Source organism: Hornefia porci, from assembly GCF_001940235.1.
Taxonomy (GTDB): Bacteria; Bacillota; Clostridia; order Peptostreptococcales; family Anaerovoracaceae; genus Aminicella; species Aminicella porci.
Genome location: NZ_MJIE01000001.1, coordinates 802,742 through 828,011, shown reverse-complemented (window position 1 = coordinate 828,011; position 25,270 = coordinate 802,742). Strand labels below are relative to the sequence as shown.

31 protein-coding genes are annotated in these 25,270 nt (G+C 51.2%); all 31 read left to right on the top strand.

Annotation, left to right across the window (positions count from 1 at the left end; all coding sequences use genetic code 11):
* The first annotated feature begins 24 nt into the window (after positions 1-24).
* On the top strand, positions 25-1,383 hold the full coding sequence (locus tag BHK98_RS03970; protein WP_075712290.1) for a ParB/RepB/Spo0J family partition protein: 1,359 nt from the start codon (positions 25-27) through the stop codon (positions 1,381-1,383).
* A 5-nt stretch (positions 1,384-1,388) separates the two neighbouring features.
* Positions 1,389-1,649: a hypothetical protein gene (locus tag BHK98_RS03965; protein ID WP_143404529.1), complete on the top strand. Its 261-nt coding sequence runs from the start codon at positions 1,389-1,391 to the stop codon at positions 1,647-1,649.
* Complete coding sequence (locus BHK98_RS03960; RefSeq protein ID WP_075712288.1) at positions 1,646-2,176, top strand: DUF551 domain-containing protein; 531 nt, start codon at positions 1,646-1,648, stop codon at positions 2,174-2,176. The genes BHK98_RS03965 and BHK98_RS03960 overlap by 4 nt, the downstream gene beginning before the upstream one ends.
* A gap of 78 nt (positions 2,177-2,254) precedes the next feature.
* Positions 2,255-3,100: a rolling circle replication-associated protein gene (locus BHK98_RS03955; RefSeq protein WP_143404527.1), complete on the top strand. Its 846-nt coding sequence runs from the start codon at positions 2,255-2,257 to the stop codon at positions 3,098-3,100.
* Positions 3,090-3,515, top strand: coding sequence for a DUF1064 domain-containing protein (locus tag BHK98_RS03950; protein WP_245796827.1), 426 nt, complete (start codon positions 3,090-3,092; stop codon positions 3,513-3,515). The genes BHK98_RS03955 and BHK98_RS03950 overlap by 11 nt, the downstream gene beginning before the upstream one ends.
* Before the next feature lie 144 nt (positions 3,516-3,659).
* Complete coding sequence (locus BHK98_RS03945) at positions 3,660-4,301, top strand: hypothetical protein (protein ID WP_075712286.1); 642 nt, start codon at positions 3,660-3,662, stop codon at positions 4,299-4,301.
* Positions 4,283-4,756, top strand: a complete 474-nt coding sequence (locus BHK98_RS03940) for a single-stranded DNA-binding protein (protein WP_245796825.1) — start codon at positions 4,283-4,285, stop codon at positions 4,754-4,756. Before BHK98_RS03945 ends, BHK98_RS03940 begins: the two co-directional genes overlap by 19 nt.
* Before the next feature lie 50 nt (positions 4,757-4,806).
* Positions 4,807-5,238, top strand: a complete 432-nt coding sequence (locus BHK98_RS03935) for a hypothetical protein (protein WP_075712285.1) — start codon at positions 4,807-4,809, stop codon at positions 5,236-5,238.
* Positions 5,239-5,386: 148 nt separating this feature from the next.
* Complete coding sequence (locus tag BHK98_RS13630; protein WP_075712284.1) at positions 5,387-6,145, top strand: hypothetical protein; 759 nt, start codon at positions 5,387-5,389, stop codon at positions 6,143-6,145.
* A 174-nt stretch (positions 6,146-6,319) separates the two neighbouring features.
* On the top strand, positions 6,320-6,688 hold the full coding sequence (locus BHK98_RS03925; protein ID WP_075712283.1) for a hypothetical protein: 369 nt from the start codon (positions 6,320-6,322) through the stop codon (positions 6,686-6,688).
* Positions 6,685-8,337: a terminase large subunit gene (locus BHK98_RS03920; RefSeq protein ID WP_075712282.1), complete on the top strand. Its 1,653-nt coding sequence runs from the start codon at positions 6,685-6,687 to the stop codon at positions 8,335-8,337. Before BHK98_RS03925 ends, BHK98_RS03920 begins: the two co-directional genes overlap by 4 nt.
* A complete protein-coding gene (locus BHK98_RS03915) occupies positions 8,334-9,491 on the top strand; it encodes a phage portal protein (protein ID WP_075712281.1) in 1,158 nt (385 codons plus the stop codon). The genes BHK98_RS03920 and BHK98_RS03915 overlap by 4 nt, the downstream gene beginning before the upstream one ends.
* Complete coding sequence (locus BHK98_RS03910; RefSeq protein ID WP_075712280.1) at positions 9,484-10,176, top strand: HK97 family phage prohead protease; 693 nt, start codon at positions 9,484-9,486, stop codon at positions 10,174-10,176. The genes BHK98_RS03915 and BHK98_RS03910 overlap by 8 nt, the downstream gene beginning before the upstream one ends.
* Positions 10,166-11,341 carry a phage major capsid protein gene (locus BHK98_RS03905; RefSeq protein ID WP_075712279.1) on the top strand — a complete coding sequence of 392 codons (1,176 nt, stop codon included), beginning with the start codon at positions 10,166-10,168 and terminating at the stop codon, positions 11,339-11,341. The genes BHK98_RS03910 and BHK98_RS03905 overlap by 11 nt, the downstream gene beginning before the upstream one ends.
* Before the next feature lie 18 nt (positions 11,342-11,359).
* Positions 11,360-11,689 carry a hypothetical protein gene (locus BHK98_RS03900; RefSeq protein WP_075712278.1) on the top strand — a complete coding sequence of 110 codons (330 nt, stop codon included), beginning with the start codon at positions 11,360-11,362 and terminating at the stop codon, positions 11,687-11,689.
* 6 nt (positions 11,690-11,695) lie between these two features.
* The gene (locus tag BHK98_RS03895; RefSeq protein ID WP_075712277.1) at positions 11,696-12,007 is read left to right on the top strand and encodes a phage head closure protein; all 312 of its coding nucleotides are present in this window, start codon (positions 11,696-11,698) and stop codon (positions 12,005-12,007) included.
* A complete protein-coding gene (locus BHK98_RS03890) occupies positions 12,007-12,399 on the top strand; it encodes an HK97 gp10 family phage protein (protein ID WP_075712276.1) in 393 nt (130 codons plus the stop codon). Before BHK98_RS03895 ends, BHK98_RS03890 begins: the two co-directional genes overlap by 1 nt.
* The gene (locus BHK98_RS03885) at positions 12,399-12,701 is read left to right on the top strand and encodes a hypothetical protein (RefSeq protein WP_075712275.1); all 303 of its coding nucleotides are present in this window, start codon (positions 12,399-12,401) and stop codon (positions 12,699-12,701) included. The genes BHK98_RS03890 and BHK98_RS03885 overlap by 1 nt, the downstream gene beginning before the upstream one ends.
* A gap of 11 nt (positions 12,702-12,712) precedes the next feature.
* Complete coding sequence (locus BHK98_RS03880; protein ID WP_075712274.1) at positions 12,713-13,291, top strand: major tail protein; 579 nt, start codon at positions 12,713-12,715, stop codon at positions 13,289-13,291.
* A 39-nt stretch (positions 13,292-13,330) separates the two neighbouring features.
* Entirely contained in the window at positions 13,331-13,744 is a 414-nt protein-coding gene (locus tag BHK98_RS03875; protein WP_075712273.1) for a hypothetical protein, read from the top strand.
* A 197-nt stretch (positions 13,745-13,941) separates the two neighbouring features.
* The gene (locus BHK98_RS03870; protein ID WP_075712272.1) at positions 13,942-16,119 is read left to right on the top strand and encodes a hypothetical protein; all 2,178 of its coding nucleotides are present in this window, start codon (positions 13,942-13,944) and stop codon (positions 16,117-16,119) included.
* Entirely contained in the window at positions 16,120-19,167 is a 3,048-nt protein-coding gene (locus BHK98_RS03865) for a phage tail protein (RefSeq protein WP_075712271.1), read from the top strand.
* A complete protein-coding gene (locus BHK98_RS03860; protein WP_075712270.1) occupies positions 19,168-20,175 on the top strand; it encodes a hypothetical protein in 1,008 nt (335 codons plus the stop codon).
* Positions 20,168-21,802 carry a phage baseplate protein gene (locus tag BHK98_RS03855; protein WP_075712269.1) on the top strand — a complete coding sequence of 545 codons (1,635 nt, stop codon included), beginning with the start codon at positions 20,168-20,170 and terminating at the stop codon, positions 21,800-21,802. The genes BHK98_RS03860 and BHK98_RS03855 overlap by 8 nt, the downstream gene beginning before the upstream one ends.
* 9 nt (positions 21,803-21,811) lie before the next feature.
* Positions 21,812-22,240, top strand: coding sequence for a phage holin family protein (locus BHK98_RS03850; RefSeq protein WP_075712268.1), 429 nt, complete (start codon positions 21,812-21,814; stop codon positions 22,238-22,240).
* On the top strand, positions 22,240-22,512 hold the full coding sequence (locus BHK98_RS03845) for a holin (protein WP_075712267.1): 273 nt from the start codon (positions 22,240-22,242) through the stop codon (positions 22,510-22,512). Before BHK98_RS03850 ends, BHK98_RS03845 begins: the two co-directional genes overlap by 1 nt.
* 1 nt (position 22,513) lies before the next feature.
* Positions 22,514-23,077: an N-acetylmuramoyl-L-alanine amidase gene (locus BHK98_RS03840; protein ID WP_075712266.1), complete on the top strand. Its 564-nt coding sequence runs from the start codon at positions 22,514-22,516 to the stop codon at positions 23,075-23,077.
* Complete coding sequence (locus tag BHK98_RS13470; RefSeq protein ID WP_075712265.1) at positions 23,074-23,556, top strand: hypothetical protein; 483 nt, start codon at positions 23,074-23,076, stop codon at positions 23,554-23,556. The genes BHK98_RS03840 and BHK98_RS13470 overlap by 4 nt, the downstream gene beginning before the upstream one ends.
* A complete protein-coding gene (locus tag BHK98_RS03830; RefSeq protein WP_158024453.1) occupies positions 23,520-24,425 on the top strand; it encodes an N-6 DNA methylase in 906 nt (301 codons plus the stop codon). The genes BHK98_RS13470 and BHK98_RS03830 overlap by 37 nt, the downstream gene beginning before the upstream one ends.
* The gene (locus BHK98_RS03825; RefSeq protein WP_192846833.1) at positions 24,385-24,735 is read left to right on the top strand and encodes a restriction endonuclease subunit S; all 351 of its coding nucleotides are present in this window, start codon (positions 24,385-24,387) and stop codon (positions 24,733-24,735) included. The genes BHK98_RS03830 and BHK98_RS03825 overlap by 41 nt, the downstream gene beginning before the upstream one ends.
* Complete coding sequence (locus BHK98_RS03820) at positions 24,732-25,262, top strand: hypothetical protein (RefSeq protein WP_075712262.1); 531 nt, start codon at positions 24,732-24,734, stop codon at positions 25,260-25,262. The genes BHK98_RS03825 and BHK98_RS03820 overlap by 4 nt, the downstream gene beginning before the upstream one ends.
* The last annotated feature ends 8 nt before the right edge of the window (positions 25,263-25,270 follow it).

The following is a 25,270-nucleotide window of genomic DNA, read 5'->3' as shown; positions in this document are numbered from 1 at the left end:
TGATAGAGATAGTAGGAGGTTAGTATGGACACAATAGGCACAGTACACATGCTCTGGACGAATCAGCTGATTCCTAATCCGGACAACCCGAGAAAAGACCTTGGAGACATCGGGGAACTTGAAAAGAGCATCCGGAAAAACGGCATCATGCAGAATTTAACGGTGGTGCCGGCGGATGACGACATGAACGAGTTCGTGGTGCTGATTGGTCACCGCAGACTTGAAGCTGCAAAAGCCGCCGGAATCTGTAAAGTTCCGTGCGTGATTGCCGAGGGACTGACGCGGGAAGAACAGCTGGCAATCATGCTGGAGGAGAACATGCAGCGGAACGACTTGACCGTTCTCGAGCAGGCTGAGTCCTTCCAGATGATGATAGAGTTGGGCAATACAATCGAATCGCTTACTGAGAAAACTGGATTCTCTGAATCGACGATCCGGCACCGGCTGAAAATCGCGGAGCTAGACAGTGAAATGCTCCGGAAGCGTGAAGAGGATCCCGATCTGCAACTCTCATTGACTGATCTGTATGAGCTGGAAAAAATCAAAAGCCTGGAAACAAGGAACAGCGTTTTAGGTGCAGCGATCAGCGGCGAGGACCTGAGACGGCGGGCAAGGAATGCCGCAGCACAGGAAAAAGTCGATGAAGCTTTCGAAAGGTGCGCTGCAATTATGCAGCAAGCAGGGCTAAAGCCGGCAGGAAAGGATGTAAAATCGTGGTCTGCTGGTTTAGACAGAGTTTGGAGTGATGAGTTAAATAATCCGGAGCTAATCCGGATGTTGAAAGATAAACTTGAAGAGCTGGATACGGAAACTAAATATATCTATCTGCGGGACTACGGCCGAATTTTCATCATGAAAAAGAAAAAGCCGCAAAAGCATGAAATGACGGAAGAGGAGAAACGGAGAAAGGAGCTGGACAAGCGCAGGAAAGCGTTCGTTGAAATCCAGAAGGCTTACGATAGACGCAGACACGACTTTATCCTTAACGAGTTGCAGGGAAGCAAACTGACGGAGGAACAAAAGCAGGAGATCATGACACGGGCGATTGAAATTCTGCTCCGGTACGGACAAGGAACGTCAATTACAGCCGCCGAAACGGCCGCATATGTAGAGGAAATCGACCGATGGAAAGTTACGGATGAGCAGAAAGAAGCAACACTGAATATGGAGCCTTGGGTGGTTATTCTTGCGGCAGCAGACTATGACATGAGTCTGTATTCCGGCATGTACAGAATGATCATACAGTACAACGGGGAAATCAATACGAAATTGGCCGAGGAAATCAAGGAAATCTACAATCTGCTGACAAAGTACGGCTACGAGATGGAGCCGGAAGAAAAGGCAATGCTGGACGGCATGCATGAGCTGTACGGGGAAGGATGATGGAGATGCTAGCGAAAAAATGGAATTTCAGTAAAGGCGAGTATGAGGATTATGATCTCCCAGAAGGAGCAAGCACATTTTCGAAGGATATGGATGAAATTGTATCATGCGCACGGTGCGGAAAACAATTATCTTTCGGATACACTTACACATCGCGGCAGATACAAACACAGGGAGGCTTTGGATACGGAGTGTGCGAAAAATGCTATGAAAAGGAATGGAAAGAAGAGTGGAAAGAGATGGAAAGGAGAAAGGAGAGACGATGAGAGTAATTAATGTAGAAGCACAGCCGGCAGTTCCTGCCTTCGGCCAGTGGATACCGGCAAGCAATCCGCCGGAGAATTGTGAAGATGTAATTGTATGCGTATCTGGACGCCGTGGAAATATCATTTATGATCACGGTGTAGAGGCAAGTGATTGCTGCTATGAAAATGGTACGTGGTATGTCGGCGATGCCTCAGCCGATACTGATAATCTGACGATCCACGCATGGATGCCGCTGCCGGAACCTCCGGAGGAAGAAAGCAGAAAAATGATTATTGGTGGAAAAGAAGTAGACCGCATTGAAGTCTTCCACGGGGCTGAGAAAGTCGCCGTGATAACCGATGACAAAAAAACAGGGGCGCCGGGATATCGGATTGAATTCAAAGCGGGAAAAACGACGACAGTAAAAAAATGCAGCGATATGGATGACGTTGCATTTAAGGAAATGGCGGCGAACGAATTTTGCAATAGATACTGCGCATTTAAGGCTTGTGAGAACTGCCCGATAGATAAATATCTAGATCAGTAGACCGGATCCGAATATGAAATCATGCCGCTTGCCAATGGCAAGCGGTTGGGACTTGATTAGAGTATTAACGATAGAAAAATGAGAGTAATGAGAGAGACGACGGTTGCCGGCCGGATCATCCACCGGCGCGTGGTTGTTCCTTCCGGAAATCACAGACAGAAAAGAAGAGCACGCACCGGGATCACGAGCGAGGCAGTGAAAAAGAATAACATGCGCATTGCAATCTGGAGACTGTGGATGCTGCTGGCAAATAATTTCGACTCGACCGGAAGCCACGTCACTCTGACATACGCAGGGAAAGAGCCGGAGAAAGATCAGGCGGCCGCGGATCGCAAGAAGATGATCGCGAAGCTGCGGAAAGAGTTCAAGCGGCAGGGAAAAGAACTGAAGTATGTGGTTGTTACGGAATACAAAAATAAGCGGATCCATCACCACATCGTGATGAACTCGCAGGACGTGGAAATGGTCACCAGGCTGTGGGGAAAAGGCGGGGTACACTTTACAGCACTGCGTGAAGAGGGAGACTTCCATGACCTTGCGGAGTATCTGATCAAGGAAACGGAAAAGACTTTCCGGGAATCGGACAGCCAACACAAACAGAGATATTCCCGCAGCCGCAATTTAATCATGCCGGTAACCAAAAGGGATGAAACGACGCTGAAGGAAATGACGGACGAGCCGGAGCCAATCAGCGGATATTATATTCCTAAAGACAGAGTCAGACGATACGAGCATCCGGTCACAGGCCTGGAACATCTTGAGTATGTTGAGGTGGCGCTGGGAGAGCCGAGGAATTATAAAGTATGGCCGCGCGGAAAAGTAGTCACTCCGCGAGAATATTATAAAATAACCGAAATTGAAGAACAGGAGGTTATGGATTTAGCATGCGAAGGTCAGACGGAAGGAGGCCCATGTGAATGTTGAGGATTTGCCGCTGAAGTATCAGGCGCAGGCGAAAAAGAAGCTGGAGGAGCAGAATAGGACCGCGGCAGAAAGGATGATGCAGCCACGGGCGAAGTATGGTAACCGCAAAGCGGAAGTTGACGGGATCATATTCGACAGCAAGAAAGAGGCGGGATACTACCTGAAACTTAAAGCGCTTGAAGAGGCTGGAGAAATAACACAGATCATACTCCAGCCGAGATTTGAGTTACAGCCGGCGTTCGATAAGAACGGGAAACACTACCGGAAGATTGAATATGTTGCAGATTTCATGTACACGAGCAAGACAGGAGAAACATTTGTAATCGATGTCAAAGGAATGCGAACAGATGTTTACAAGCAGAAAAAGAAGATGTTCGAATATCGGTTCCCGAACTTAACGATAACGGAGGTGTAGCATGAAAAAGTCACCGTGCACGACATGCACAAACAGAACAGCAGAGTGCCACGCAGAATGTGGAATATACGCAGAGTGGAAGGATAGCCGGAACGCTGAATCTGAAAAAATCAAAGCAGAGAAGACACGAGTTAAGAGAGTTGCATGGACAAAGACACGCAGGGAAAGGTCGAGGGTGTAGCGATGAATGTGTACGAAAAACTGCCGGAAATCCCGAAGAAAGATCGTGTGTGGTACATGACCACTGAAAACGGAATCATGCGGGATGGTGATATTGCTCTCATGGTTGATGGAAAGTGCTACCGAGGAAGCAGGGAAGAGCTGAGAAAGCACTGTAAGAAAGAACTGAAACAATTTCTCAGGGATATGCGTAACTGCGAAGGCGGACGCGGAAAGCCGCATGCGTGCCCTATCTGCGGAAAGGTCATTTTCGATGAAGATGACGTTTACTGCGAAAAGCACCATGAAGAGGGACGCAGGATCACAAGAGCACAGGTGATGAACGCGAGCGAGGATGAAATTGCAAAATTCGCTGCTGCAATAATCTCTGCTGAGATAAATGCATATCGTGGGAATTTAGAGCGAGTGGCAAGAAGCGTCGGATGGCCGGACAGATGCATTATAAAAGCCTGGGACAAAGCTCCGGAAGTCAAGGCATATGAGCGATATATCCGGTCGAAGGATTTCGCGATATTAACCATAAATGCTACTGATCCCGAAGCAGTGATTAAGACTTTTAGAAACGATGCGTTGAAGAGAAACGATGAATGGAGGAAGAGAAGATGAATAGCGTGCAGTTAATAGGGAGGCTGACCAGAGACCCGGAGGTACGGTACACAGCGTCACAGATGGCGGTAGCAACATTTACTATCGCGATCAATCGTCCGGTGAAATCTGGAGAGGAGCAGAAGGCAGATTTCCCGCGGATTACGGTATTCGGAAGGCAGGCGGAGAACTGCGAGAAGTATCTGAACAAGGGCAACAGAGTTGCGATCGAGGGCAGAATCCAGACCGGAAGTTACCAGAACAAGAACGGAGATACTGTCTATACGACGGACGTCGTTGCTTCAAGGGTGGAGTTCCTGGAATCCAGAAACGCTGCGCAGAGATCATCAGAGCAGCAGAGACAGCCCGCGGGTCGGACGGATCAGAGACCAGCATCAAGACCAGCGGAGACGCAGATGGACATGACCGGAATCCCGCCGGCATTTGAAGAAATTGAAGATGATGTTCCATTCTGATGAATCAAAGGAGAGTTTACAGGGAAGTGTATTGGAGGAATTGAAAGCGTATGGGCAGAGCAAAGGAATTCTTAGGCGGGTATCTTAATATCACAGAGCACATAGAGCAGATGACGGAGGAACTGGAAGCGCTCCAGCGTGAAACGGGAAGCATCAGCATGGCGCTTGATGGAATGCCGCACGGGACGAAGCTGTCAGACAGGACAGGACAACTGGCGGTGCGTATTGCTGAGATGACGCTGGAGATCATGGACGAGAGGACAAAGGCATGGGAGAAGCGGGAGGAAATCAGGAACGTGATACTGCTTGTCGATGATCACAACCTATGTCATGTACTTAGGAGAAGATACATAGATGGTAAGATGTGGGAGGAAATTGCGGTGGAGATGAACTACACATACAGATGGGTTATTTCCATGCATGGCCGTGCGCTGGAAGAAGTTGAGGAGATTCTGAAAAGAGTTCCTACTAATTCACATTGACGTTGGATATAATGTAAATGGGAGAAATCAAAAGATTCCTCTCGGCAATCTTACTAATCTCCAATCTAATATAGCGTTGACAGCAAGAGAGACCACGGAAGCGTGGCCTCTCTTGTTATAGCAAATATGGGAGGGTTGGAAAACTATCATGCAAGATTTCGCAAAGGCATTCTACCACAGTAAAGCGTGGCAGACCGTGAGACAGACGGCGCTGATTCGTGACGGCGGCATGTGCCGGGTGCCTGGATGCAACCGGCCGGCTTCGGTCGTGCACCACAAGATCAAACTCACGCCGTATAACATCAACGATCCAGCGGTCACGCTGAATTTAGATAATCTCATTTCGGTATGCGATGTGTGCCACGCCAAAATTCATATAAGAGATAAAGAGGATGGGCGAAAGGCCGCAGCCAAAAGAAAGGCGGCCGAGAAGATCATGCGTGGAAATAGCATACTTCCGCCGGTGATCTTTGTGGATGGAGTACCGGTCGAGATCGGAACGCAAGAAAGACAGGGACTGCTGGTTGTGGTATGTGGCCTGATCGGTTCCGGAAAGACGACATACTGCAGGAAGACAGGCGGAGCGTATACTGACCTCGATGAAATCAAGAGCCGGAGTAAGGCGGAACAGATCCAGAGGACCGAAGCACTGATTGAGAAAACCGGAGAGTGTATGCACATCACATGTTTACCGACACGGGCAGAGTGGGAAATGATTGCAAGCTATGAAAAGATTGAGTTGATCTGGATTGACACACCGTACGAGGTGTGCATGAAGCGCGTTAAGAGAAGAGGAAGAGCGAGGGATATACAGGACCTGGAGCATATAGCAGTTGCAAATCGCAGATATTTGAAAGAGTTCAAACGAAGTGACGTGAAGCACATCTTCCGATGTGTGCGGGTGTAGCCCCCCTGTTTCCTCGAGACGGTACCTATTGAAGGGACCGTTGCGGGCTAGTCCAATCTGTTGACGAGTGAAAATCTCGCGGGTTTTTGGAAAATATGGGCGAAAATAAAGACGAATTGAACCGTTTGCGGTATTTTCCGAGAGGGAAGGAAACGGAAAGAAAGGATTAAAATAATGGCAATTAAAAAGAGCAAGAGGAGTTTGCGCCAGCAGGCTGAAGAGGTGCTGAGACGTGCGGAAGAAAAAGGCGTATCGACGAATTTCTTTTTTCTTACGACGTTTCAGCGTTATCAAGTGCAAATGTCAGTTATGGAAGACTTGGAGAAGGCCATAAAAGAGCATGGTCCGACGGTGACTAAAGAATACGTGAAGGGACGGAAAAACATTGTGGTAAATCCGGCTATTATCGAGTACAACAAAACGGCGACTGCAGCAAATGGCACGGTCACGACGCTGATTAAGGTTGTGGAATCGTTCGCGAAGGAAGATCGCGAGCAATCGGGCGATGAATTCTTGGAATTTTTAGGAATGAAGAATGCGTGAGTTTCATTTTAGATTACACGAAAAAAATCGAATCCGGGGACATACTGGTTCCGGAAGACGTAAGAAGAGCATATGACAGGCTGGCGAATGAGGCGGTGGCCAATCGCGGCAAATGGCATCTTGACGAAGACCTGGCGCAGCATCACATGTGCTTTATCGAAACATTCTGCAAGCAGTCACAGGGGATCGCAGGTAAGCCGCTGAAACTGGAACTTTTTCAAAAGGCCGCACTTGAGGCGACTTATGGTTTCGTCGATGACGACTGTGTGCGTCGCTTCAATGAAGTGAATTTTCTACTTGGAAGGAAAAATGGAAAGACAACCCTGCTTTCGGCTGTAGCGCTGGATCTTCTCTGCGACGATATGGAAGGCGCACCGGAAATCTACTTTATAGCGACAAAGATGGATCAGGCGAAGAAGGGATTTGATGAGTGCGAGCGAATGCGGAAAAAGTCACCGGAACTTAGACGGCATCTCCGGAAGCGCGCATCCGATATCTACTTTCCAGCGAACGAAGGGATCATCAAGCCGCTGGCATCGGATGTGAAGAAGCTGGACTCCTACAATTCAAGCGGCGTCATTGTCGATGAACTTGGTGCGATCACGAATCGCCGGATCTATGATGACATGAAACAATCAATGTCTTCGAGACGTCAGCCGCTTCTTTTCTGCATTTCGTCGAACAACTTTGTACGCGGCGGAATCTATGACGCACAGGTGGAGTATGGCCGCGGAATGCTGAGGGGAGAAATCAAGGATGACCACTTTCTTTTCCTGTATTACCAACTGGACAAACGCGAGCAGTGGACGGACCCTAAATACTGGATACTCGCGAATCCAGGGTTAGGCACGATCAAGAAAAAGGACAAGCTGGAGCAGCTAGTTAAGAAAGCAGAGCAGGATCCGGCCTTCAAGCCGACCGTGCTGGCGAAGGACTTCAACCTGAATGAGCTGCAGTTCTCGCGTTGGCTGGAGTACAATGACGCAAAGAACGACATGCGGCAGGATATGGAGTATCTTCGAGACTCTTACGCGATCGGCGGATGCGACTTATCCAGCACTACCGACTTGACATGCGCAACAGTAATTATCCGAAAGCCGGAAGATCCGAAACTGTATGTGATACAAAAATACTTCCTGCCGCGGAAGCGGATTGAAGAGGTGAAGGATCAGACGGTGCCGGAGGCGCCATATGAGCGATGGGCGGCCGATGGCTGGCTGACAGTCAGTGAAGGCGCGAGCGTGGATTATAGGCAAGTGACTGAGTGGTTTGTGCACATCGTGAAAGACTACAACATCAGGCCGCTTTGGATCGGCTATGACCGGGCGCTGGCCGGATACTGGCAGCAGGAGATGACTGACACAGGATTCGACATGGAGAAGATAGCACAAGGTTCTTTTTCCTGGACTTATCCGATGAAGCAGTTGGCCGCAGAATTCCGGGAACATCGTGTGAACTACGACTTCAATCCGATGCTGCTGTGGTGTTTGACAAATACAGCGGTGAAGTCGAAAAACTCCGACGGGATCGAGTCGATCATGCCGGTGAAGGCTCAGGCGAATCGACGGATCGATGGCACAGTGAGCCTGCTGAATGCTTATACTTGCTTAAAAAACCATGAAGAGGATTATATGAGGTACATAAAGTGAAAAATCCGATTAAAGCATTGATTAATGCAATCACAGAGAGGACACAGAAAACACTGATGCGCATCAGGGAGCTGGGCGGGAACTCGGTGAGCTTCTCAAGCTTCGGACGCGATGCGTACCAGTCGGAACTCGTGCGAGCCTGCATCCGGACGCTGGCCGACCAGACTGCAAAGGCGGCGCCGATCAGTAATGACGACAAACTGCAGCGGATGCTGAAACTGCGGCCAAATGCCTACATGAACGGGAAGGATTTCCTGTACAAGGTTAGGACGTTATACGAACTGCGAAACACGGTATTTATTTTGGTAATGCGCGACGACGGTGGAAAGGCTACCGGAATGTATCCGATTCCGTGCGCCAGTTACGAAGGTTACCAGGATGAATATGGAAACATTTATGTTCACTTCCGGATGAGAGAAGGATCGGAGTACTGGTTTGCTTGGGAAGATCTTATTGTACTCCGTAAGGACTACGCAGAAAGCGATATCGGCGGCGAGGACAACTCGCCGATCTTGAACACATTGGAGCTAATCAACACGTCGAATGAATCAATCCAAAATGCCGTAAAGAGCACCGCGAATCTTCGCGGCATCTTGAAGTCAACAAAGTCCATGTTGGATCCGAAAGACACAAAGCGGATCAAAGAGGAGTTCGTGAAAGACTACATGGATCCAACATCCGGAGACGGATTTGGCGCACTGGATGCGACCACGGAATTTCAGCAGGTGAATATCTCGCCGACCATCACCGGATGGACGACGATGCGCGAATTTCGCGAAAACGTGTACAGGTATTATGGTGTGAACGACACGATTTTGATGGGCACCGCGACGCCGGAGCAAATGCAAACTTTTTACGAGCTACGGATCGAGCCGTTTCTGGTGGCGCTGTCGCTGGAGATGACATCGAAGGTCTTCACACAGCGCGAAATTTCCTTCGGAAATTTCATCACATTCGACAGTTCGACGACACAGTTCATGAGCATGAGCGACAAGTTGAACCTGCAGGCAGTCGTCGACCGCGGCGCGATGAGCATCAATGAATGGCGCGAGGTTTTGAATTTACCGGCCATCGAAGGCGGAGACACTTTCGTGCGGCGACTGGACACTGCGCCGGTAGCAAATGCAGACACACAGGAGGATGAAAATGAGTAGAGAGACAGAAAACATCGAGAGACTGATGAACCGGAAGGGCATGCAGTTCAGGGACTTCCGGATCACGCCGGAGAAGCGGGCCGGAGAGGAAGGCGAGCCGGAGGGCCTGATCGTGAAAGGTGTCCCAGTGATCTTTGACAGTGAGACAGTGCTCTTCAACATGAATGGCATCGACTACTGCGAAGTGATCGACCGGCACGCGCTGGATGAGTGCGACATGTCGGACGTGATTTTCAACATGAACCACGGGGGAAGAGTGTACGCACGCACTCGAAATGACAGCCTGAGATTATCGGTTGAAGACGATGGATTGCACATGGAGGCGGATCTCTGGCCAGACGACAATGGGCATCGTGCACTGTACAGAGACATCGACCGCGGAAATATTGACAAAATGAGCTTTGCGTTTACGGTGACAAAAGAGGAATATGAAGACAGAAGCAAGGAAGAGCAGAAATATGTAAGAGTGATCAAGGGCATCGATCATCTGTATGATGTGTCTGCCGTTGACATACCAGCGTACGATGCAACCAGCATCTCCGCGCGCAGTGCATTTGAAGCGGAAAGCGAAAGAAGGCACGCGGAAAGCGAGAAGGCGGAAAGCCGGAAGCGCGAAGCAGAACGGAGGCATCGGCTGGCGGTAATACTTAGATTAAAATTTATGGAGGATGAATATGACGGATAAAGAAATGAGAGCACTCTCAATTGAAGAGATTGAAGACAGACTCGGAGAGATCAAGGATGAATTTGATCAGCTGATCACGGAAATTCAGAGTGACGATGCCGGAGATGATCCGGAAGAAAAGGGCGCGGATGTCGATACGCTGGAAGAAAGAGCGGAAGAATTGATCGCAGAGAAAAGATCGCTACAGGAAATCCTGAGTGAAAAAAAGGCAGAAGCCGAGAAGCGTGATCGTGTAAAAAAGGTGAAGGAAAGAAAGATCCCAGTCGATAAGATTGAGGAGAAAGGAAAGGACATGGACGAAAGAGAAAAAAGAGCAAAAGAATTTAGAGAGTCAGGAAGAATGGAAATACGCCAGTTGCTGGCTACCGGAAAGATTGCGACGCCAAGAGAGGTCGGCGGAATCGGCGACATCGCACCAAGCGAGACCGGCATTGTTGACGATGTTAATGCCATCACACTGACCGGGACAGGCACATATCGTGCAGCGTACAAAAAGACCGAGGCGGCCGCGGACGACGTGACCGACGGAGCCACCGTAGGTGGAACCGCATCCACATATGACTATGTGGATATCAATCCGGAGGAGTGGGGCGTGTTGGATGAAATTTCCCAGCAGGTTGCGAAAATGACACCGCTGGACTATCAGGCAGCCATCGCAAACTCCGCGGTACGCGCACTGAGAGTAAAAGCAAGCGCAAAGATCGTTGCGGCAATTGAGGCATCCACGCTGACCGAGAAGGTGACTGCCGCGCTCGATCAGGATTACCTGAGAACGCTGACGCTTGGTTTCCATGCGATTCCAGGCAAGGGAAACGTCTGCCTGTATATCGGGCAGGAGGACATCGCGACGCTGAGCAAGGTGCGCGGAACTGGGGAGAAGCGGCCACTGTACGAATTCGAGTTCGACACTGACACCACGACATCCGGAGTGATTAAAGAGGGCGGACTTGCGACGCGCTTCCGGGTACTTCCGAACCTTGCGAAGGGTAAGCAGCTCTTCGGACAGCCGGGCGCGATCGACATGCCGATGTGGGGTGACTATTCGGTAGAGACTGACAAGGGTGGTGACTACTTTAAGCGGAACATGATCGGGATCCGTGGATTGCAGACCGCGGGCGCGGATCTGGTATGCTATCACGGAATTCAGATTGTATCTCAGGAGTAAAGAAGGAGGCGGCCGGAAATGGGGACACTTTTCGATGCGGCTAAAGCGGCCGCACGCATTCGGAATGACCGGCATGATGATGAAATAAAAAGCTACATAGCAGCCGCAAGAGAAGAACTGAGGCGCGTCGGAGTGGAATACGACGCGCTGTCATCCATCAAATTCGATGCTGAGATGCAAACAGACAACACTAATTTTACAGCCTTTGCGGCACCATTGGTGCAGCAGGCGATTATCACATACTGCCTTTGGCATCTAACAGAAGAAGCTGATCTAATCGATCGCTATGAATCAGCTTTCCGTATGCAAGCAGACGCTCTGCGGCGACGCTTTCCAGAAGGGGGTTGAGTAGGGATGTACAATGACATTGCATACCTATGCAGCGAGACTGTGACACAGGACGATGCAGGCAACATCGAGAGAGCTTTATCAAAAAAAGAAGTTGACGTAAAGCCGGAATCGGTGGGAATGCGAGAATTCTACCAAGCTTCGACTGCCGGTCTAAAAGCCGATCTCAGGCTGATCATCCCAGATGAGTACGACTATGATGGCGAAAAGATCGTGGAGTACAACGGAGGACTGTACGATGTAACACGATCGTATATCAACCGAGGAAAAGTTGAACTGACGCTGACCGCGCGAATCGGAAGGAAGGGGGCAGAGTGATGAAGGAACTGTCAATCAGCATCAGCGTAGACGAGCTGGAGGCGGCCATCGCGGACACGTTGCAAGAGTACAACACGGACCTGAAGGAGAAAATTGAGAAGGCAGCAAAGCAGGCCGCGGGTGAGGCAGTGAAAGAGTTGAAGCAGACAAGCCCGCAGGGCCCGAATCATATGGATTATAAGTCCGGCTGGAAATCCAGAAAGGATGAAAAAGGATATATTGTCCACAATGCAAAAAAACCAAGTCTAACATATCTCCTCGAAAATGGACACGCGGTCGCGAACCAGCACGGACACTACTCAGGGAGAGTAGACGCCCGTCCACACATCAAGCCAGCAGAAGAGCACGCGATTGCTCGCTTCACGGAGTTGATGGAAGGGGATGACATTTAATGGCATCTATTTTTTCTATATTGAAAAGCACGGGTCTGCCGGTGGCGTACGGACGATTTACAGAATCAAAATCACCGCCGTTCATTATTTACTTGGGAGATGGACAAGATACCGTGCTGGCGGATGATGGAATTTATCACAAAAAAAACAGATATCAGATCGAGTACTACTTCGCGAAGAAAGATGAATCCACTGAAGGTAGGATCGAGACAGCATTGACCGATGCCGGCATGCTCTACGAAAAGACGGAGGATATCTATATTTCTTCGGAAGACATATTCGTGATTTACTACAATGTATAAGGAGGACAAAAATGGCAAGTTCAGACAAAAACCGTGTTGAGTTTGGGTTCAAGAATCTTCATTTTGCAAAATACACATACGATCCGAGCAATAGCGAATCTCCAGTTACGATCGGAACGCCGATACATGTTCCGGGAGCGGTGAACTTCTCGCCGGAAACAGACAGCTCAACGGACGATTTCTATGCCGACGATGGCGCATATTTTTCAGCAATAACAGACGGACTGGAATCAGGAGATCTGGAAGTTGCTCATTTTACGGATGAGTGGAAGACAACCTTCGGTGGATATGTTAAAACATCAGACGGCGCCTTGGCAACCGTTAAGAATCCTTCAAGGCCAGCCTTCTGTCTGATCATGGAATCAGACGGAGATGCTCAGAAATCCAGGCACATTTGGTATAACTGCACATGTGGACCGATCAAGCGGGAGTATGCGACAAAAGAAGGCAGCACAGAAGTGAAGACTGAGACGACGCCGATAAGCTGTACGGGAGATACTGTAACTGGAATTCGACATGCAACATATCATCCAGGCGACACAGGGTACGATACGCTTTTCACTGCACCAACTGCGCCAAAACTGGGATGACCATGAGGCGCGGCAAAAGAAAATCTTTTGGAGGGACAAATGATAACAACAATAAAGATAAGCGACGACCATTCGGTCGAAATCGACACATCAGTGAACTGGCTGATGATTTACAAAAACCAATTTGGACATGATATCATGCAAGATTTGATCCCGCTGATTGACACGCTGATTGATTTAGTAAACGCGGATGGCGAGATTGACTTTAAAGGGCTTTCGGAAAACACGAGCGCTTACATGATTGAGGCATCAACCGTGCCGCAAATCTTGTGGGCGCTTGCACGAAATGCGAATGATGTCGGTGCGCCGGAATCTTTCTTCAAGTGGATGGACAGCTTCCCGCTGGATATCATCCTTCCAGGCATGTTGGAGCCGATCCTGACTTCTTTCGTGTCGGAAAAAAACCGGCAGAGGCTTCTGGAGATGTTTCAGAGCATCAATCCGGAAGCCTGAGAATTGAGGACATATTGATAGCAGCATCCGAGCGGGGGCTGAGCATAGACGCGGCACTGAAAATGACGCCTGGAGCAATCGTGGATTATGTGATTGCATGGAACAGAAGGCAGGAAGCTGCAGAAAAAGAAAGCGAGAGGCCGCACAGGAGGCGCGCAACACAGGCGGATTGGGACAGATTGGGAGGACGATAAAGCATGGCAAATGTAAAAGGAATTACAATTAAACTGCTGGGAGACACTTCGAATCTTTCGCAATCCCTGAAGACTGCGGAAAAGGAATCGCGGTCGCTGTCGTCAGAACTTCGAAACGTCCAGAAGGAACTGAAGTTCCAGCCGACGAATGTCGATCTTTTGAGGCAGAAAGAAGAACTACTCAAAGAAAAAATCAGCGCGACAACCACTGAGCTGAAAGCGCATCAGGCAGCACTGTCAAAATTGAAGGACAGCGGGGTTGATGAAACAAACAAAGATTTCAGGGCTTTGCAGCTGCAGACGCAGAAAGAAACTGAACTTCTCAAAAACTACAACCGGGAATTAAAGCAGACCAGCGTGTCTGTCAAAACCGCAGGCTTCAAAGACGTAGGCGCGAAGATGAAAGGCATAGGTCAGGGCGTCGCGCAGGTTGGCGCAGGCATGACGATTGCGGGCGTCGCAGCGGTGGCCGCCGGCAAGAAACTGGTGGAAGCGTCGGAAGCACAGTCGCAAGCCGAAGAAAAACTGACCGAAATCTACCACAAGCGTATGGGCGCGAACGAGGCAGCTTCGAAAAGCACAATGGCTTATGCGTCGAAGTTGCAGAAGGTCGGCGTCGTCGGAGATGAAGTAACACTTGCCGGCGCTCAGCAGCTCGCGACTTTCGCGAAAACGCCGGCAACTGTGAATAAACTTCTTCCTGCGATGGACAATCTTTTGGTACAGCAAAAAGGCTTGAATGGAACGCAGCAGGACGCAACGAACATCGCGAACTTGATGGGCAAGGCCATGATGGGAAATACCGGTGCGCTGAAGAGGGTAGGCATTTCCTTCAGCGATGCGCAGGCCGAAGTGTTGAAATATGGCACAGAATCAGAAAAAGCCGCGATGCTTTCTAAAGTAATCACGGAGAACGTCGGAGAAATGAACAAAAAGTTCGCAGAGACAGACGGCGGAAAGATTCAGCAGGCTAAAAACACCATCGGAGACCTGAAAGAGGAACTTGGCGCACAGCTGATTCCGGTGCTCGGAGATGTGGCAAAGTGGATCAGCGCAAACATCTTGCCGGCGGTGCAAAAAGGGATCGACTTCATGGGAGAACATCCGATTATCGCAAAGATCGCCGTTGCAATCACGGGAATCCTCGCGATTGGTGGGCCGCTTCTCGTGCTGATCGGAGGAATTGTTGCGGGTTTCGGGATGCTTTTCACCGTTGGTGCTCCGCTGCTTGCGGGAGGTGCGGCGGCGATCGGAATCATCGCGGCAATTGTGGCTGCAGGAATCGGATTGTACGCACTGTTTCAAAAGCTTGGCGGTGTTAAGGGCATCATAAAAGGCATTGGCGATGCTTGGAACGGCATGAAAAAGAGCTTCAGCGATGCTTGGAACGGAATTAAGAAGGACTTTTCGGCGAATTGGAGCGGCATCAAGTCATCTGCTTCGAACGGTGTAAACAAAGTTAAGAAAGTTGTATCAGCCGGATGGAGCGGCGTGAAGACGACAACCGGGAAGATCTGGGGCGGAATCAAGAGTACGGTGGCAGCGACAGGCTCATCAATGAAGTTGAACACGGAATCAACACTCAGGGCGATGAAAAACGCGTACAAGATCCACGGTGGAGGCATTAAAGGAGCGGCTTCTGCAGCAATGGTTGGTGTGAAATCGATATTCAATCGGTATTACAATTCAATTGACATCCTGACCAGAGGCAAACTCAGTAGCATGGTGAGGATAGCAAAGGATCGATTCGGAAACTTCCACTCAGCGGCATCCAGTAAGATGAGTGCCGCAGCGAAAACCGTAAAGAGTGGGGTTAGCCGGATCGAGTCGGCTTTCCGCAGGATGCACATCAAGTTTCCACATATTGACACACCGCATTTCAGCCTGAAGACCATGACGAAAAAGGTGGGAAAGCACAGCTTTACGATCCCGGCGGGCGTGGACGTGTCTTGGTACGCCAAGGGCGGAATTTTTGACAGCCCTTCAGTGATTGGCGTCGGAGAAGCCGGGCCGGAAGCGGTTGTGCCGATTGACAAACTGAAAGAGTATATCGGCGACGGAGGAAAAAAGCAGCCGATTGTATACAACGTAACTTTCAACGTGTCCGGGACGGAAAATCCGGAGAAATTCGCGAGACGCGCGGCGAAAGAGCTGAAGAGGCTCAGCATGATGGAGGGGTAGATGGCGAAAAAAGCAAAGAAAACAAAGTCAAAAATCCCATACGGTTTAACAATTTCACGATCAGAGAATAAATACACATTTAAGTGGTCAAAGGGAGAGGCCTATAAGGATGGCCAGCAGGTCGCATACAGCCTGAACAGCGGGAAGTACAAGGCATTAAAGGTGAGCGCGACCGCAACCACGGTGAATACGGGAACGGCGATCAAAGCAGCCGATTACTTTCCAACCGCCGGGAAAACGAAAAAGCTTTCGAAAGTGAAGTTCAGAGTACGTGGAAATGCGGACAGCGGATCCGGAAAAAAGAAGGACCATGACACTTGGTCGAACTGGGCGTATAAAGAAATCACGCTTCGGCCGCCATCAGCTCCGGCGATCACCTTCGAGTTGGATGAAACACTCTCCAATAAGGGTACCTTCAGCTGGAATCTTGACACATCTTCATCGAGCCTTTGCCCATTCACGGACACGGTCTACCAGACGGCATTTGGCCCGACTGCAGAGGGGCCGCGGTGGGGCGCGGAGGTTGCCGGGCAGAGCGCATCCGGATCACTGACAAACGAAGAGACGTATCCGAGCGGATCATCCTATTCCAGATGGTTTCGAATAAGGGCTCGCGGCATGGCAGGTGAATCTGCATTTTCGGAGGCCCAGCATATATACGCGCTTCCGGCGCGATGTGATGTGTCAGATGCGCTGGTGGAAGTGTCCGACGGAGGCTATCGGATCACGCTGAACTTCGATGTCATGGAAGACCTTGCGCTGTATCCGATCGATAGCGTCACACCGGAGTACACCTTCGCGACTCCAGGGGCCGGGATGTCCGTACCTTCCGGGGCGTCTTGGACTTCCGCGGAACTCACCGTCGGACCGACGATGCGATCGGTGCAGTTCAACACCACGGAGACACTTAAAGAAGATCAGATGCTTTTTGTGCGCATCACAACTGCGCACGACAAGGGCACGACGACGGGCAGCCCGTACGCGGTAGCAGTCGGCGGCAGCTACGGCACGCTGAAAGCGCCGACAATATCGGATGCATCAACCGACACGAGCAACAACTCGGTGAGCATCACGGCGACCACGACTTCCGAAGTGCCGGATGCGCAGACAATCGTTTGGTACCAGCCAGCGGGCGCACCGATGCGCTGCCTTGGATCGGCAAAGTCCGACACCGCGACATCTTTTAAGGTCGACGCACTGGCATCGAGCGACGTCTTCGGCGTGCAGAATATCGTGGGGACGCTCACCGCGGGCACGACCGCTGCAGGAAATCCGGATTACACGGTTTCTGCGTCACTTGCGTCGGCGATCACATGGGGCACAGCCCCGGCGAGCGTGCCGAAGGATGTAGCCGCAACCGCGACCGGATCCGACAGCGCGCTGGTCACGTGGCATTGGTCATACTCCGGCGCGGTGTCCGCAGTAATCTCGTGGGCGCAGACGAAGGACGCTTGGGAGTCGAACGAGGAGCCTTCCAGCGTGACGGTCAGCAAGCTGCACGCACCGGAGTGGAACATCATCGGGTTAACTGCAGGTGTGACCTGGTATTTTCGGGTACGCTTCATGACGTCAGACACTTCGAGCGGCGAGTGGTCAGAGATCACGGACGCGGCGACGGTCAACCTGTCTTCCGCGCCGACGACTCCGGCTCTGACGCTGTCCCGGACGACAATCACGGTCGGCCAGACGGTCACAGCCGGATGGGCGTACGCTTCCGGAGATGGCACCAGTCAGGCGCATGCGGAAATCTGGGAGATGACGGTCTCTTCGGACGGCGTCACGCCATCCGCATTGATCGCAGCGACTGACACGGAACAACAACTGATCTTCTCGCCGGAGTGGGCGGATGGGACGACGCACTACCTGTCTGTTCGGCTGACATCCGCATCCGGCATGACTTCCGGATGGGCGCCAGTGGTCGCGATTACAGTCACGCCCGCTGCATCGTGTACGATCTCGGCGACATCGCTGACATACGGATACACTGTGTACGATGATGACGCAAAGACAGAGTCCCACACGGTGACTGCGCTGGAGGCTTTGCCGCTTTCCGTGACGGTGACCGGGGCCGGAAATGCCGGCGAGACTACGCTGGCGATCGAGCGCGCGGAGAGCTTCCGCGGCGCGCGGCCGGACGAATCGACGCTCGACGGCTTTGATGGCGAGACGATCTACCTTGCCATGATCCACGGGGCAGGCACCTTTACCGTGGTATATGATGACCTTCTGGGATCTTTGGATGATGGCGCAAAGTACACACTGACCGCAACAGTGACTGACGACTACGGGCAGACCGCGGAGGCGTCGCAAGCATTTGAGGTGCACTGGTCGCACAAGGCGGGCATCCCGGGCGCGACCGTGGCAGCGGATGACGGCCGCTTGGCGGTGACGATCACACCGACCGCACCGACCGACGCGGCAGATGATGATGTGTGCGATATCTATCGCTTGAGCATCGACAAGCCACAGCTGATCTATCAGGGCGCGGCCTTTGGATCGTCTTACGTCGACCCGTATCCGGCACTCGGCCCGGAAGGCGGGCACAGGATCGTGACGCGTACGGCATCCGGATGTATCACGGCGGATGATGTGCCCGCATGGTACGACACTACCGCGGATGACGCGGACTATCTGGACGATGCGGCGATCATCATCGACTTCGATGCCGGCGAGCGGGTGAGGATACCGTACGACATTTCCCTGGATAATACCTTTGACAAGGACTTTGAGAGCACGCAGTACCTCGGCGGCGCGGTGCAGGGCGACTGGAACCCCGCGGTCGGGCGGACTTTAAGCATCGACGCGGATCTGATCTTAGACGCTGGCGACGAAAACGTCGAAAAGCTCAGAGACCTTGCGGCATACGCAGGAATATGTCATATCCGAACATCAGATGGCAGCAGTTTCTCCGGAAATGTGGATGTGCAGGAAAAGAGGGAGCAGCGATCCAAGAAACTGGCGGTCACGCTGTCGATCATCCGTATCGATCCGGAGGGCACCGAGGCGATGACGCTGGAAGAGTGGCAGGAAGCGGAAGGAGCGAAGTAGATGGATTGGAGTAAAGGCTACAGCGCACGCTATCAGCTCTACCGGATCGACCCGAAAAGCTGGCGCGACGTGGAGAAAATAGAAATCATATCCGGCGACATTGACTTAAGCAGCGACGGCCTTCTGGCGTCGATGAGTTTGGAAGCTCCGGAGCTGCCAACCGACCGGGAAGTCTGGCTTCGTGTGTATCTCGATGCCAGACAGAGCGGATCCGAACCGGAGCGGGTCGCACTTTTCACCGGACTGACTGGCGCGCCGGAAGTGAAGTATGATCACGGATCACCGACTTACAGCGCGGATCTTTACAGCGTACTGAAACCCGCGCAGGATGTACTTCTACAGCGTGGATGGTACGCACCGGCCGGGCTGTCTGGCGGCATCATCGCTCGGAATCTCCTGAAGGGATACGCGCCGATCGAGATTGCGAAGGACGCGCCGACATTGCAGTCGGCCATCGTGGCCGAAGACAGCGAGACAGAGCTGTCTATGGCTGAAAAAGTGGTCAGCGCGATGGGATGGCGCATCCGGCTGACCGGAGCCGGACAGATACTCATCGAGCCGAATCCGGAGAAGGTCGCAGCGATATTTGATGCGTCAACATTTGATGTGATCGAAACTTCGGTGAGCGTTTCCCGCGACTGGCTCAGTGCGCCGAATGTGATGCGCGCCACAATTGACGACACTGTGGCGGTCGCGCGGGATGACTCCGGATCGTCACCGCTTTCCGTGAAAAATCGGGGCCGGGAGGTGTGGCAGGAGGCGGACGATGTGTCACTTTATGGCACAGAATCTCTTTCTGAGTATGCAGTGCGTGCACTTGAAGAGGCGCAGGCGACGGCGGAGAAAATCTCATACAATCGCCGCTTTGTCCCGGACGTCGGGGTCGGAGACATCGTGAAAATCAACTACCCGAAACAGAACATAAAAGGTCGATATAGAATAACATCGCAAAGTATAACACTTGGACATGCAGGGAAAACAGCAGAGGAGGCCGTAAAAATTGGATAAAGAACTTAAAGAAATTCTTAAAGACGTAAAAACCGCGGTCGCTGCATCAGCAGACAGCGGCACGAAGCCATACGACACTACCGCCACAGTAGTGCGCGTAGACGGATCGACCGCATGGGTACACATCCCGGGCGGGGTAGACGAGACACCCGTGTCAAAATCCATCGACTGCGCGGCAGGCGACACGGTACGCGTGAGGATATCGGGCGGAAAAGCGTGGATTACGGGCAATGACTCCGCACCGCCGACTGACGACACTGCCGCCAACACAGCCAAGGCCACGGCGGACAGTGCCGCATCCACAGCCAAGGCCGCGGCGGACGTGGTGGGCAAACAACAAAACCACTTTTGGCATGACGATGGCGGCGCACACGTAAAAGGCATGACTGACGGCTATCAAACGACGGTTAACGCTCACGGGCTAAGTGTCGAGAATTCGGATGGCAAGGAAATGGCTTTTTTTGGGGTCGACGAAGATGGGGACTCTATCGCTACCATCGGGGCGACGGACGAGGCACATCAGGAGATGGACTATCGATCACTTTCACTGATAGACAAGGAGAAGACCCCATTTTTTGAAGTGAAAGACTTGCGAGACAAAGCAGGGGTTGCAGTACTGGAGAGTACGCATTATGGAGATGGCAAAACTGTTGAATTCTCCACAAACTGGTATATCGTCGAAATTGAAGGCATAATAATTGATGGGGATGCATATCCAACCGATTCTGTAACCGTTGATAGCTCTCATGTCGTCTTTGACTCTCCGCCGGCAGACGGTGCCACCATCGTCATTACTTTTACAGCAAATAGCCGCTTTTTAAAATCGATGACTTTTGGAACGAGAGGAGAACAATCAAAAGAAGGCGGAATGTCTTTTGTGAATGGAATTGAATGCGTTGCAAGCGGGAGTGAGTCCCATGCTGAAGGTTGGTGGACTAAAGCCACTGGAATGTGCTCGCATGCTGAAGGCTGGGGAACTAAAGCACAATACGACTATCAGCACGTCATTGGAGCGTTTAACGAGAACTTAGAAGAAGATCTTTTTGAAGTTGGGAACGGTTCTCTCGGCGGAAATTATAAAAACGCTTTCCGAGTAACAAGGAAAGGCGAAATATACGCAGAAGGGGGCGTCTACAGCGGAGGTGTTAACATCTTGGAGAAGGTCTATCCGATTGGCTCAATCTACATGTCTACGAATAACGTATCGCCTGAAACGCTCTTCGGTGGAAAATGGGAGAGAATACAAGATAGGTTTTTGCTTGCAGCTGGCAAAACGTACTCTGCTGGGAGCATGGACGGTGAAGCGAAGCATCAACTCACCACTGAAGAACTTCCCGATCATAAGCACACATTTACCACGGATAAAGAAGGAGCCCATACACACAGCCTGGGCCATGTTCTGGGCAATTCCGGCGGAGATTGGACTGGTGATACGGCTGGCAATTTATCTGGCAGCGGTCGTAAATTTGGATATATTGATTCGAATTATGGCATAAAAACAGTAACGAATACAGGCTCTGGTGGAGAACATACACACAAAGGGACTACTGAAGGAGCAGGAGGAACGGGGTACCACAACAACATGCCTCCATATCTGGCTGTATATGTATGGCAGCGAATCGCATAGGAGGAAGACATGGGAGATAAAACATTTGCCGTCTGCTGCGGAATTGCAGGCGGGATAGTCGCTGAATTTTTCGGCGGCTGGAGTGACTCCATGACTACTCTCGTGATTTTCATGGCAATCGATTATATCACCGGTCTGATCGTGGCCGGTGTTTTTCATAAGTCAAAAAAATCGCGGACCGGGAAGCTGGAGTCGAGGGCGGGTTTTAAAGGCTTGTGCCGAAAAGGCGTGATCATGATGATCGTGATCGTGGCCTGTCGGCTGGACTTTGAAGCACACACGCACTTTATACGGGACGCGACAGTGATCGCATTTATAACCAATGAAACGCTAAGCATCATCGAAAACGCGGGACTTATGGGGATCCCGATCCCGAAAGTGATCCAGCGCGGAATTGAGATGCTCACAAACCAGGAATCAAAAAAGGAGGCAGGATGATGATTAACAGAATTTGGATGAAGGCGGCCGGAGTAAGGGCCGTGAAGACGATGGCGCAGACGGCAATCGCCACGATCGGAAGTGCGGCGGTGCTGTCCTCCGTGGATTGGAAGATGGTGGTCTCCGCAGCGGTGCTGGCAGGACTTCTTTCACTGCTGACCTCTGTGGCGGGACTTCCGGAAGCGACGGGCCCCAGCGAGCTGACCACAGAAGAAGCAGAAGGCGAAGATGAGGATGTCCCGGAAGAAGAGACAGAAGAGGAGGCGAAGTGAAATGGCGTGGAATAAAAAGAAAGATGTGCTGGCGCTGATGTGCGGACACGGAAAAAGCATCGACGGATCATGGGATCCTGGTTGCACCTATGGAAAGTACACAGAAGCAGGCCAGATGCTCAAAATCACTAAATCGGCCGTGGCTTACCTGCGGGGCTCCGGAGTCCGCGTCCTCACCGATGCGGACAAAAATAACAACAGAAACATGATCAGCTGCGTCAAGTGGGCGAATCGCCAGAGGGCAAAACTGTATATGTCCGTACACTGCGACTATCGGCTGGCCGGTCCGGGCGTGTATCCGCTGTACATCTCCGGAGCAGGAAAAGCCTTTGCGAAAAAAGTCGGAAAAGCCGTGGCGAAGGCGATGAAAATGAAGTATAAGGGTGCCGGCCGACGGCCCGATCTGTACGAGCTCACCGCGACGGACATGCCGGCAGTGATCTTTGAGACCGGAGCGATCAAGGCCGATCTGAAGAAGCTGACGCAGCACGAAGCATACGGAAAAGCGCTGGCCAAAGCGATCTGCGCCTATATCGGAGTGGAGTTTACAGGGAAGAAAAAATGACCAATGAGGATTTTAATGATCTTATCGGGATAAAAGAGTCGTATGAAATGCCGGAGAAGTTGATGGAAATTCTGACCGGAGAAAACGTGATCGACTTTTACGAAGAACTTTTAACACGGGACCTTGATCTTTCAAAAGATGTTATGCGGGACTACTTCCAGGCGGAGCATGGCGATCGCGGGAAACTGAAGCAGGATTACACTCCCGATTGTGTATGTGAGTTGGTGCGCCGGCTGTCCGGAGACGGCAAAGACGTGTTGGATGTCTGCGCCGGAACAGGCGCGCTTTCAATTGCATGCAGCACAGGGGGATTCCACAGAGCCGAAGAGGTCAGCACGAGGGCGCTTCCGGTGCTGCTTTTAAATTTTGGGATCCGAGGATATCGCGGCGAAGTGGCGCTTCGGGATGTGCTGACCGGGGGGGGGATGAAAAAGTTTACGAGATGCAGTCATGCGGAGAATTTACCCGGCCGGTGCTGAAGCCGAAGGGCGCACCGCGTAAGTGGAAGCGGATCGTGAGCAACCCGCCATACTCACTGAAATTTCAAGACGTAGACAAGGTAGCGGATGATCCGCGGTTTTCTTATGGGCTCACGCCGTCTGGATTCAGCGACTTTCTTTTCGTGCAAGATGCGCTGTCGAGACTTGACGATGGCGGAACGCTGGTGGAAATTCTTCCACACGGAGTACTTTTCAGAGGAAAGAAGGAAGAAGCGATACGAAAAAATCTGATTGACGCAAACTTAATTGATGCGATCATCGGACTTCCGGACAATTTGTTCATGAACACGGGCATTCCAGTGTTGCTGATGATCCTGAAGAAAGGCAGGAAGCGCGATGACATCCTGATGGTTGACGCATCGAAAGAATACGTCAAAGAAGGCAGGGTGAACATCATGACGCTGGAGCAGATCAACCGCGTATGCAGTGCGGTCAGCATCCGGAGAGATATCGACAAACTGTCGCATGTGACGACACTGGAGGAAATCCGGGGAAATGGATACAATCTGAACATTCCGCGCTACGTGGACACATTTGAGCCGGAGCCCGTGCCCGATCTCCTGGAGACGCTGGCAGAGCTGAAGGCGATCAACATGGAGATCGACAAAACCGAGAGGGAATTGATCGCGATGGCCGCGCAGTTAGTTGGAACGACGCCGGAGGCACAGGAGATTGTCGATAAGGCAAATGCGTTGTACAAGGAGTACATAAATGAAAAGAATAAAAGAAGCAACACTGCTGCAGGTGGCAACGATAGAGAGAGCCAAGAAAGGGAAGCGCTACCCCGGAAGGGAGACGCTGATCGAATTGTCGGGAACCAAAGGAGCGGCCAGCTTTCATTCTTCTGAGGGAGAAGTAAGTACACGATACGCAGTGATCACATCAAAAAAAGAAATTCTTCCGGAATACTTATTTTTGGTCATAGAAAGAGGGCTGCCAAAATTCGTGCACAAGTATCTGACCACGATAAATTTACAGATAGACACGTTAAACAATTTTGAAATCGAGTATCACGAAAGCGTCGAAGAGCAGCGCAAAATCGTCGAAATGCAGAGAAAAGTACAAGAAGCGATCGAGGCGGAGGAAAGAGAGATTGAGAAGCTGAAAGCAATTAAATCCTTTTACATGAAAAATCTTTTTGTGGAGCAAAGAAAATGACAAGTATTGGAAAGATAAGAAAGACGGATAACTACAAATATCCATGTGAAATCATCTGCGGAAACGGCCGGCGGATTCCAATTCCGAAACAGCAGCGATTTAAGACAGCCTTTATCCGCGATCACGGATGCTCGCTGGTCGGCATGTATATCGCGCTCCGCTGGTGCGGGGAAAAATGGACGATGGGGAAGTGCTTAAAGTACGCGAAGAAAAACTTGAAGTGCAAAAGCAAATTTCCGATCGTGGAGATTGCCAGAGCGCTGAAAAAAGTGATCGGGCCGGAAATCGTGAAATTCCGTCGGACAACGACCGCGGAGCAGCTGGGGGACTGGCTGCGGAAAGGATGGCTTGTGATCTTTGAGGAAGGCGATCCGATCCACACGGTGTGCCTCGTATGGGACGGAGCACGCATAAGGCGGATCAGCTCCGGGAAGATCAGCGCGGTGACGGCCACACAGGAGATCAAAAGAAAGTGTGGAAATAAAGTTTATAGAGGCGTGATCTTGATCAAAAAAAATAACGCATAGGAAAATCC

Excerpts from the sequence above, each read along its gene's own strand:
- BHK98_RS03830 (WP_158024453.1), top strand. The coding sequence starts at position 23,520 with ATGCAGTCATGCGGAGAATTTACCCGGCCGGTGCTGAAGCCGAAGGGC.
- BHK98_RS03905 (WP_075712279.1), top strand. The coding sequence starts at position 10,166 with ATGACGGATAAAGAAATGAGAGCACTCTCAATTGAAGAGATTGAAGAC.
- BHK98_RS03965 (WP_143404529.1), top strand. The coding sequence starts at position 1,389 with ATGCTAGCGAAAAAATGGAATTTCAGTAAAGGCGAGTATGAGGATTAT.
- BHK98_RS03955 (WP_143404527.1), top strand. The coding sequence starts at position 2,255 with ATGAGAGTAATGAGAGAGACGACGGTTGCCGGCCGGATCATCCACCGG.
- BHK98_RS03820 (WP_075712262.1), top strand. The coding sequence starts at position 24,732 with ATGACAAGTATTGGAAAGATAAGAAAGACGGATAACTACAAATATCCA.
- BHK98_RS03935 (WP_075712285.1), top strand. The coding sequence starts at position 4,807 with ATGGGCAGAGCAAAGGAATTCTTAGGCGGGTATCTTAATATCACAGAG.
- BHK98_RS03850 (WP_075712268.1), top strand. The coding sequence starts at position 21,812 with ATGGGAGATAAAACATTTGCCGTCTGCTGCGGAATTGCAGGCGGGATA.
- BHK98_RS03895 (WP_075712277.1), top strand. The coding sequence starts at position 11,696 with ATGTACAATGACATTGCATACCTATGCAGCGAGACTGTGACACAGGAC.
- BHK98_RS13630 (WP_075712284.1), top strand. The coding sequence starts at position 5,387 with ATGCAAGATTTCGCAAAGGCATTCTACCACAGTAAAGCGTGGCAGACC.
- BHK98_RS03885 (WP_075712275.1), top strand. The coding sequence starts at position 12,399 with ATGGCATCTATTTTTTCTATATTGAAAAGCACGGGTCTGCCGGTGGCG.
- BHK98_RS03870 (WP_075712272.1), top strand. The coding sequence starts at position 13,942 with ATGGCAAATGTAAAAGGAATTACAATTAAACTGCTGGGAGACACTTCG.
- BHK98_RS13470 (WP_075712265.1), top strand. The coding sequence starts at position 23,074 with ATGACCAATGAGGATTTTAATGATCTTATCGGGATAAAAGAGTCGTAT.
- BHK98_RS03860 (WP_075712270.1), top strand. The coding sequence starts at position 19,168 with ATGGATTGGAGTAAAGGCTACAGCGCACGCTATCAGCTCTACCGGATC.
- BHK98_RS03890 (WP_075712276.1), top strand. The coding sequence starts at position 12,007 with ATGAAGGAACTGTCAATCAGCATCAGCGTAGACGAGCTGGAGGCGGCC.
- BHK98_RS03940 (WP_245796825.1), top strand. The coding sequence starts at position 4,283 with ATGGAGGAAGAGAAGATGAATAGCGTGCAGTTAATAGGGAGGCTGACC.
- BHK98_RS03910 (WP_075712280.1), top strand. The coding sequence starts at position 9,484 with ATGAGTAGAGAGACAGAAAACATCGAGAGACTGATGAACCGGAAGGGC.
- BHK98_RS03900 (WP_075712278.1), top strand. The coding sequence starts at position 11,360 with ATGGGGACACTTTTCGATGCGGCTAAAGCGGCCGCACGCATTCGGAAT.
- BHK98_RS03865 (WP_075712271.1), top strand. The coding sequence starts at position 16,120 with ATGGCGAAAAAAGCAAAGAAAACAAAGTCAAAAATCCCATACGGTTTA.
- BHK98_RS03880 (WP_075712274.1), top strand. The coding sequence starts at position 12,713 with ATGGCAAGTTCAGACAAAAACCGTGTTGAGTTTGGGTTCAAGAATCTT.
- BHK98_RS03845 (WP_075712267.1), top strand. The coding sequence starts at position 22,240 with ATGATTAACAGAATTTGGATGAAGGCGGCCGGAGTAAGGGCCGTGAAG.
- BHK98_RS03945 (WP_075712286.1), top strand. The coding sequence starts at position 3,660 with ATGGACAAAGACACGCAGGGAAAGGTCGAGGGTGTAGCGATGAATGTG.
- BHK98_RS03840 (WP_075712266.1), top strand. The coding sequence starts at position 22,514 with ATGGCGTGGAATAAAAAGAAAGATGTGCTGGCGCTGATGTGCGGACAC.
- BHK98_RS03875 (WP_075712273.1), top strand. The coding sequence starts at position 13,331 with ATGATAACAACAATAAAGATAAGCGACGACCATTCGGTCGAAATCGAC.
- BHK98_RS03960 (WP_075712288.1), top strand. The coding sequence starts at position 1,646 with ATGAGAGTAATTAATGTAGAAGCACAGCCGGCAGTTCCTGCCTTCGGC.
- BHK98_RS03970 (WP_075712290.1), top strand. The coding sequence starts at position 25 with ATGGACACAATAGGCACAGTACACATGCTCTGGACGAATCAGCTGATT.
- BHK98_RS03925 (WP_075712283.1), top strand. The coding sequence starts at position 6,320 with ATGGCAATTAAAAAGAGCAAGAGGAGTTTGCGCCAGCAGGCTGAAGAG.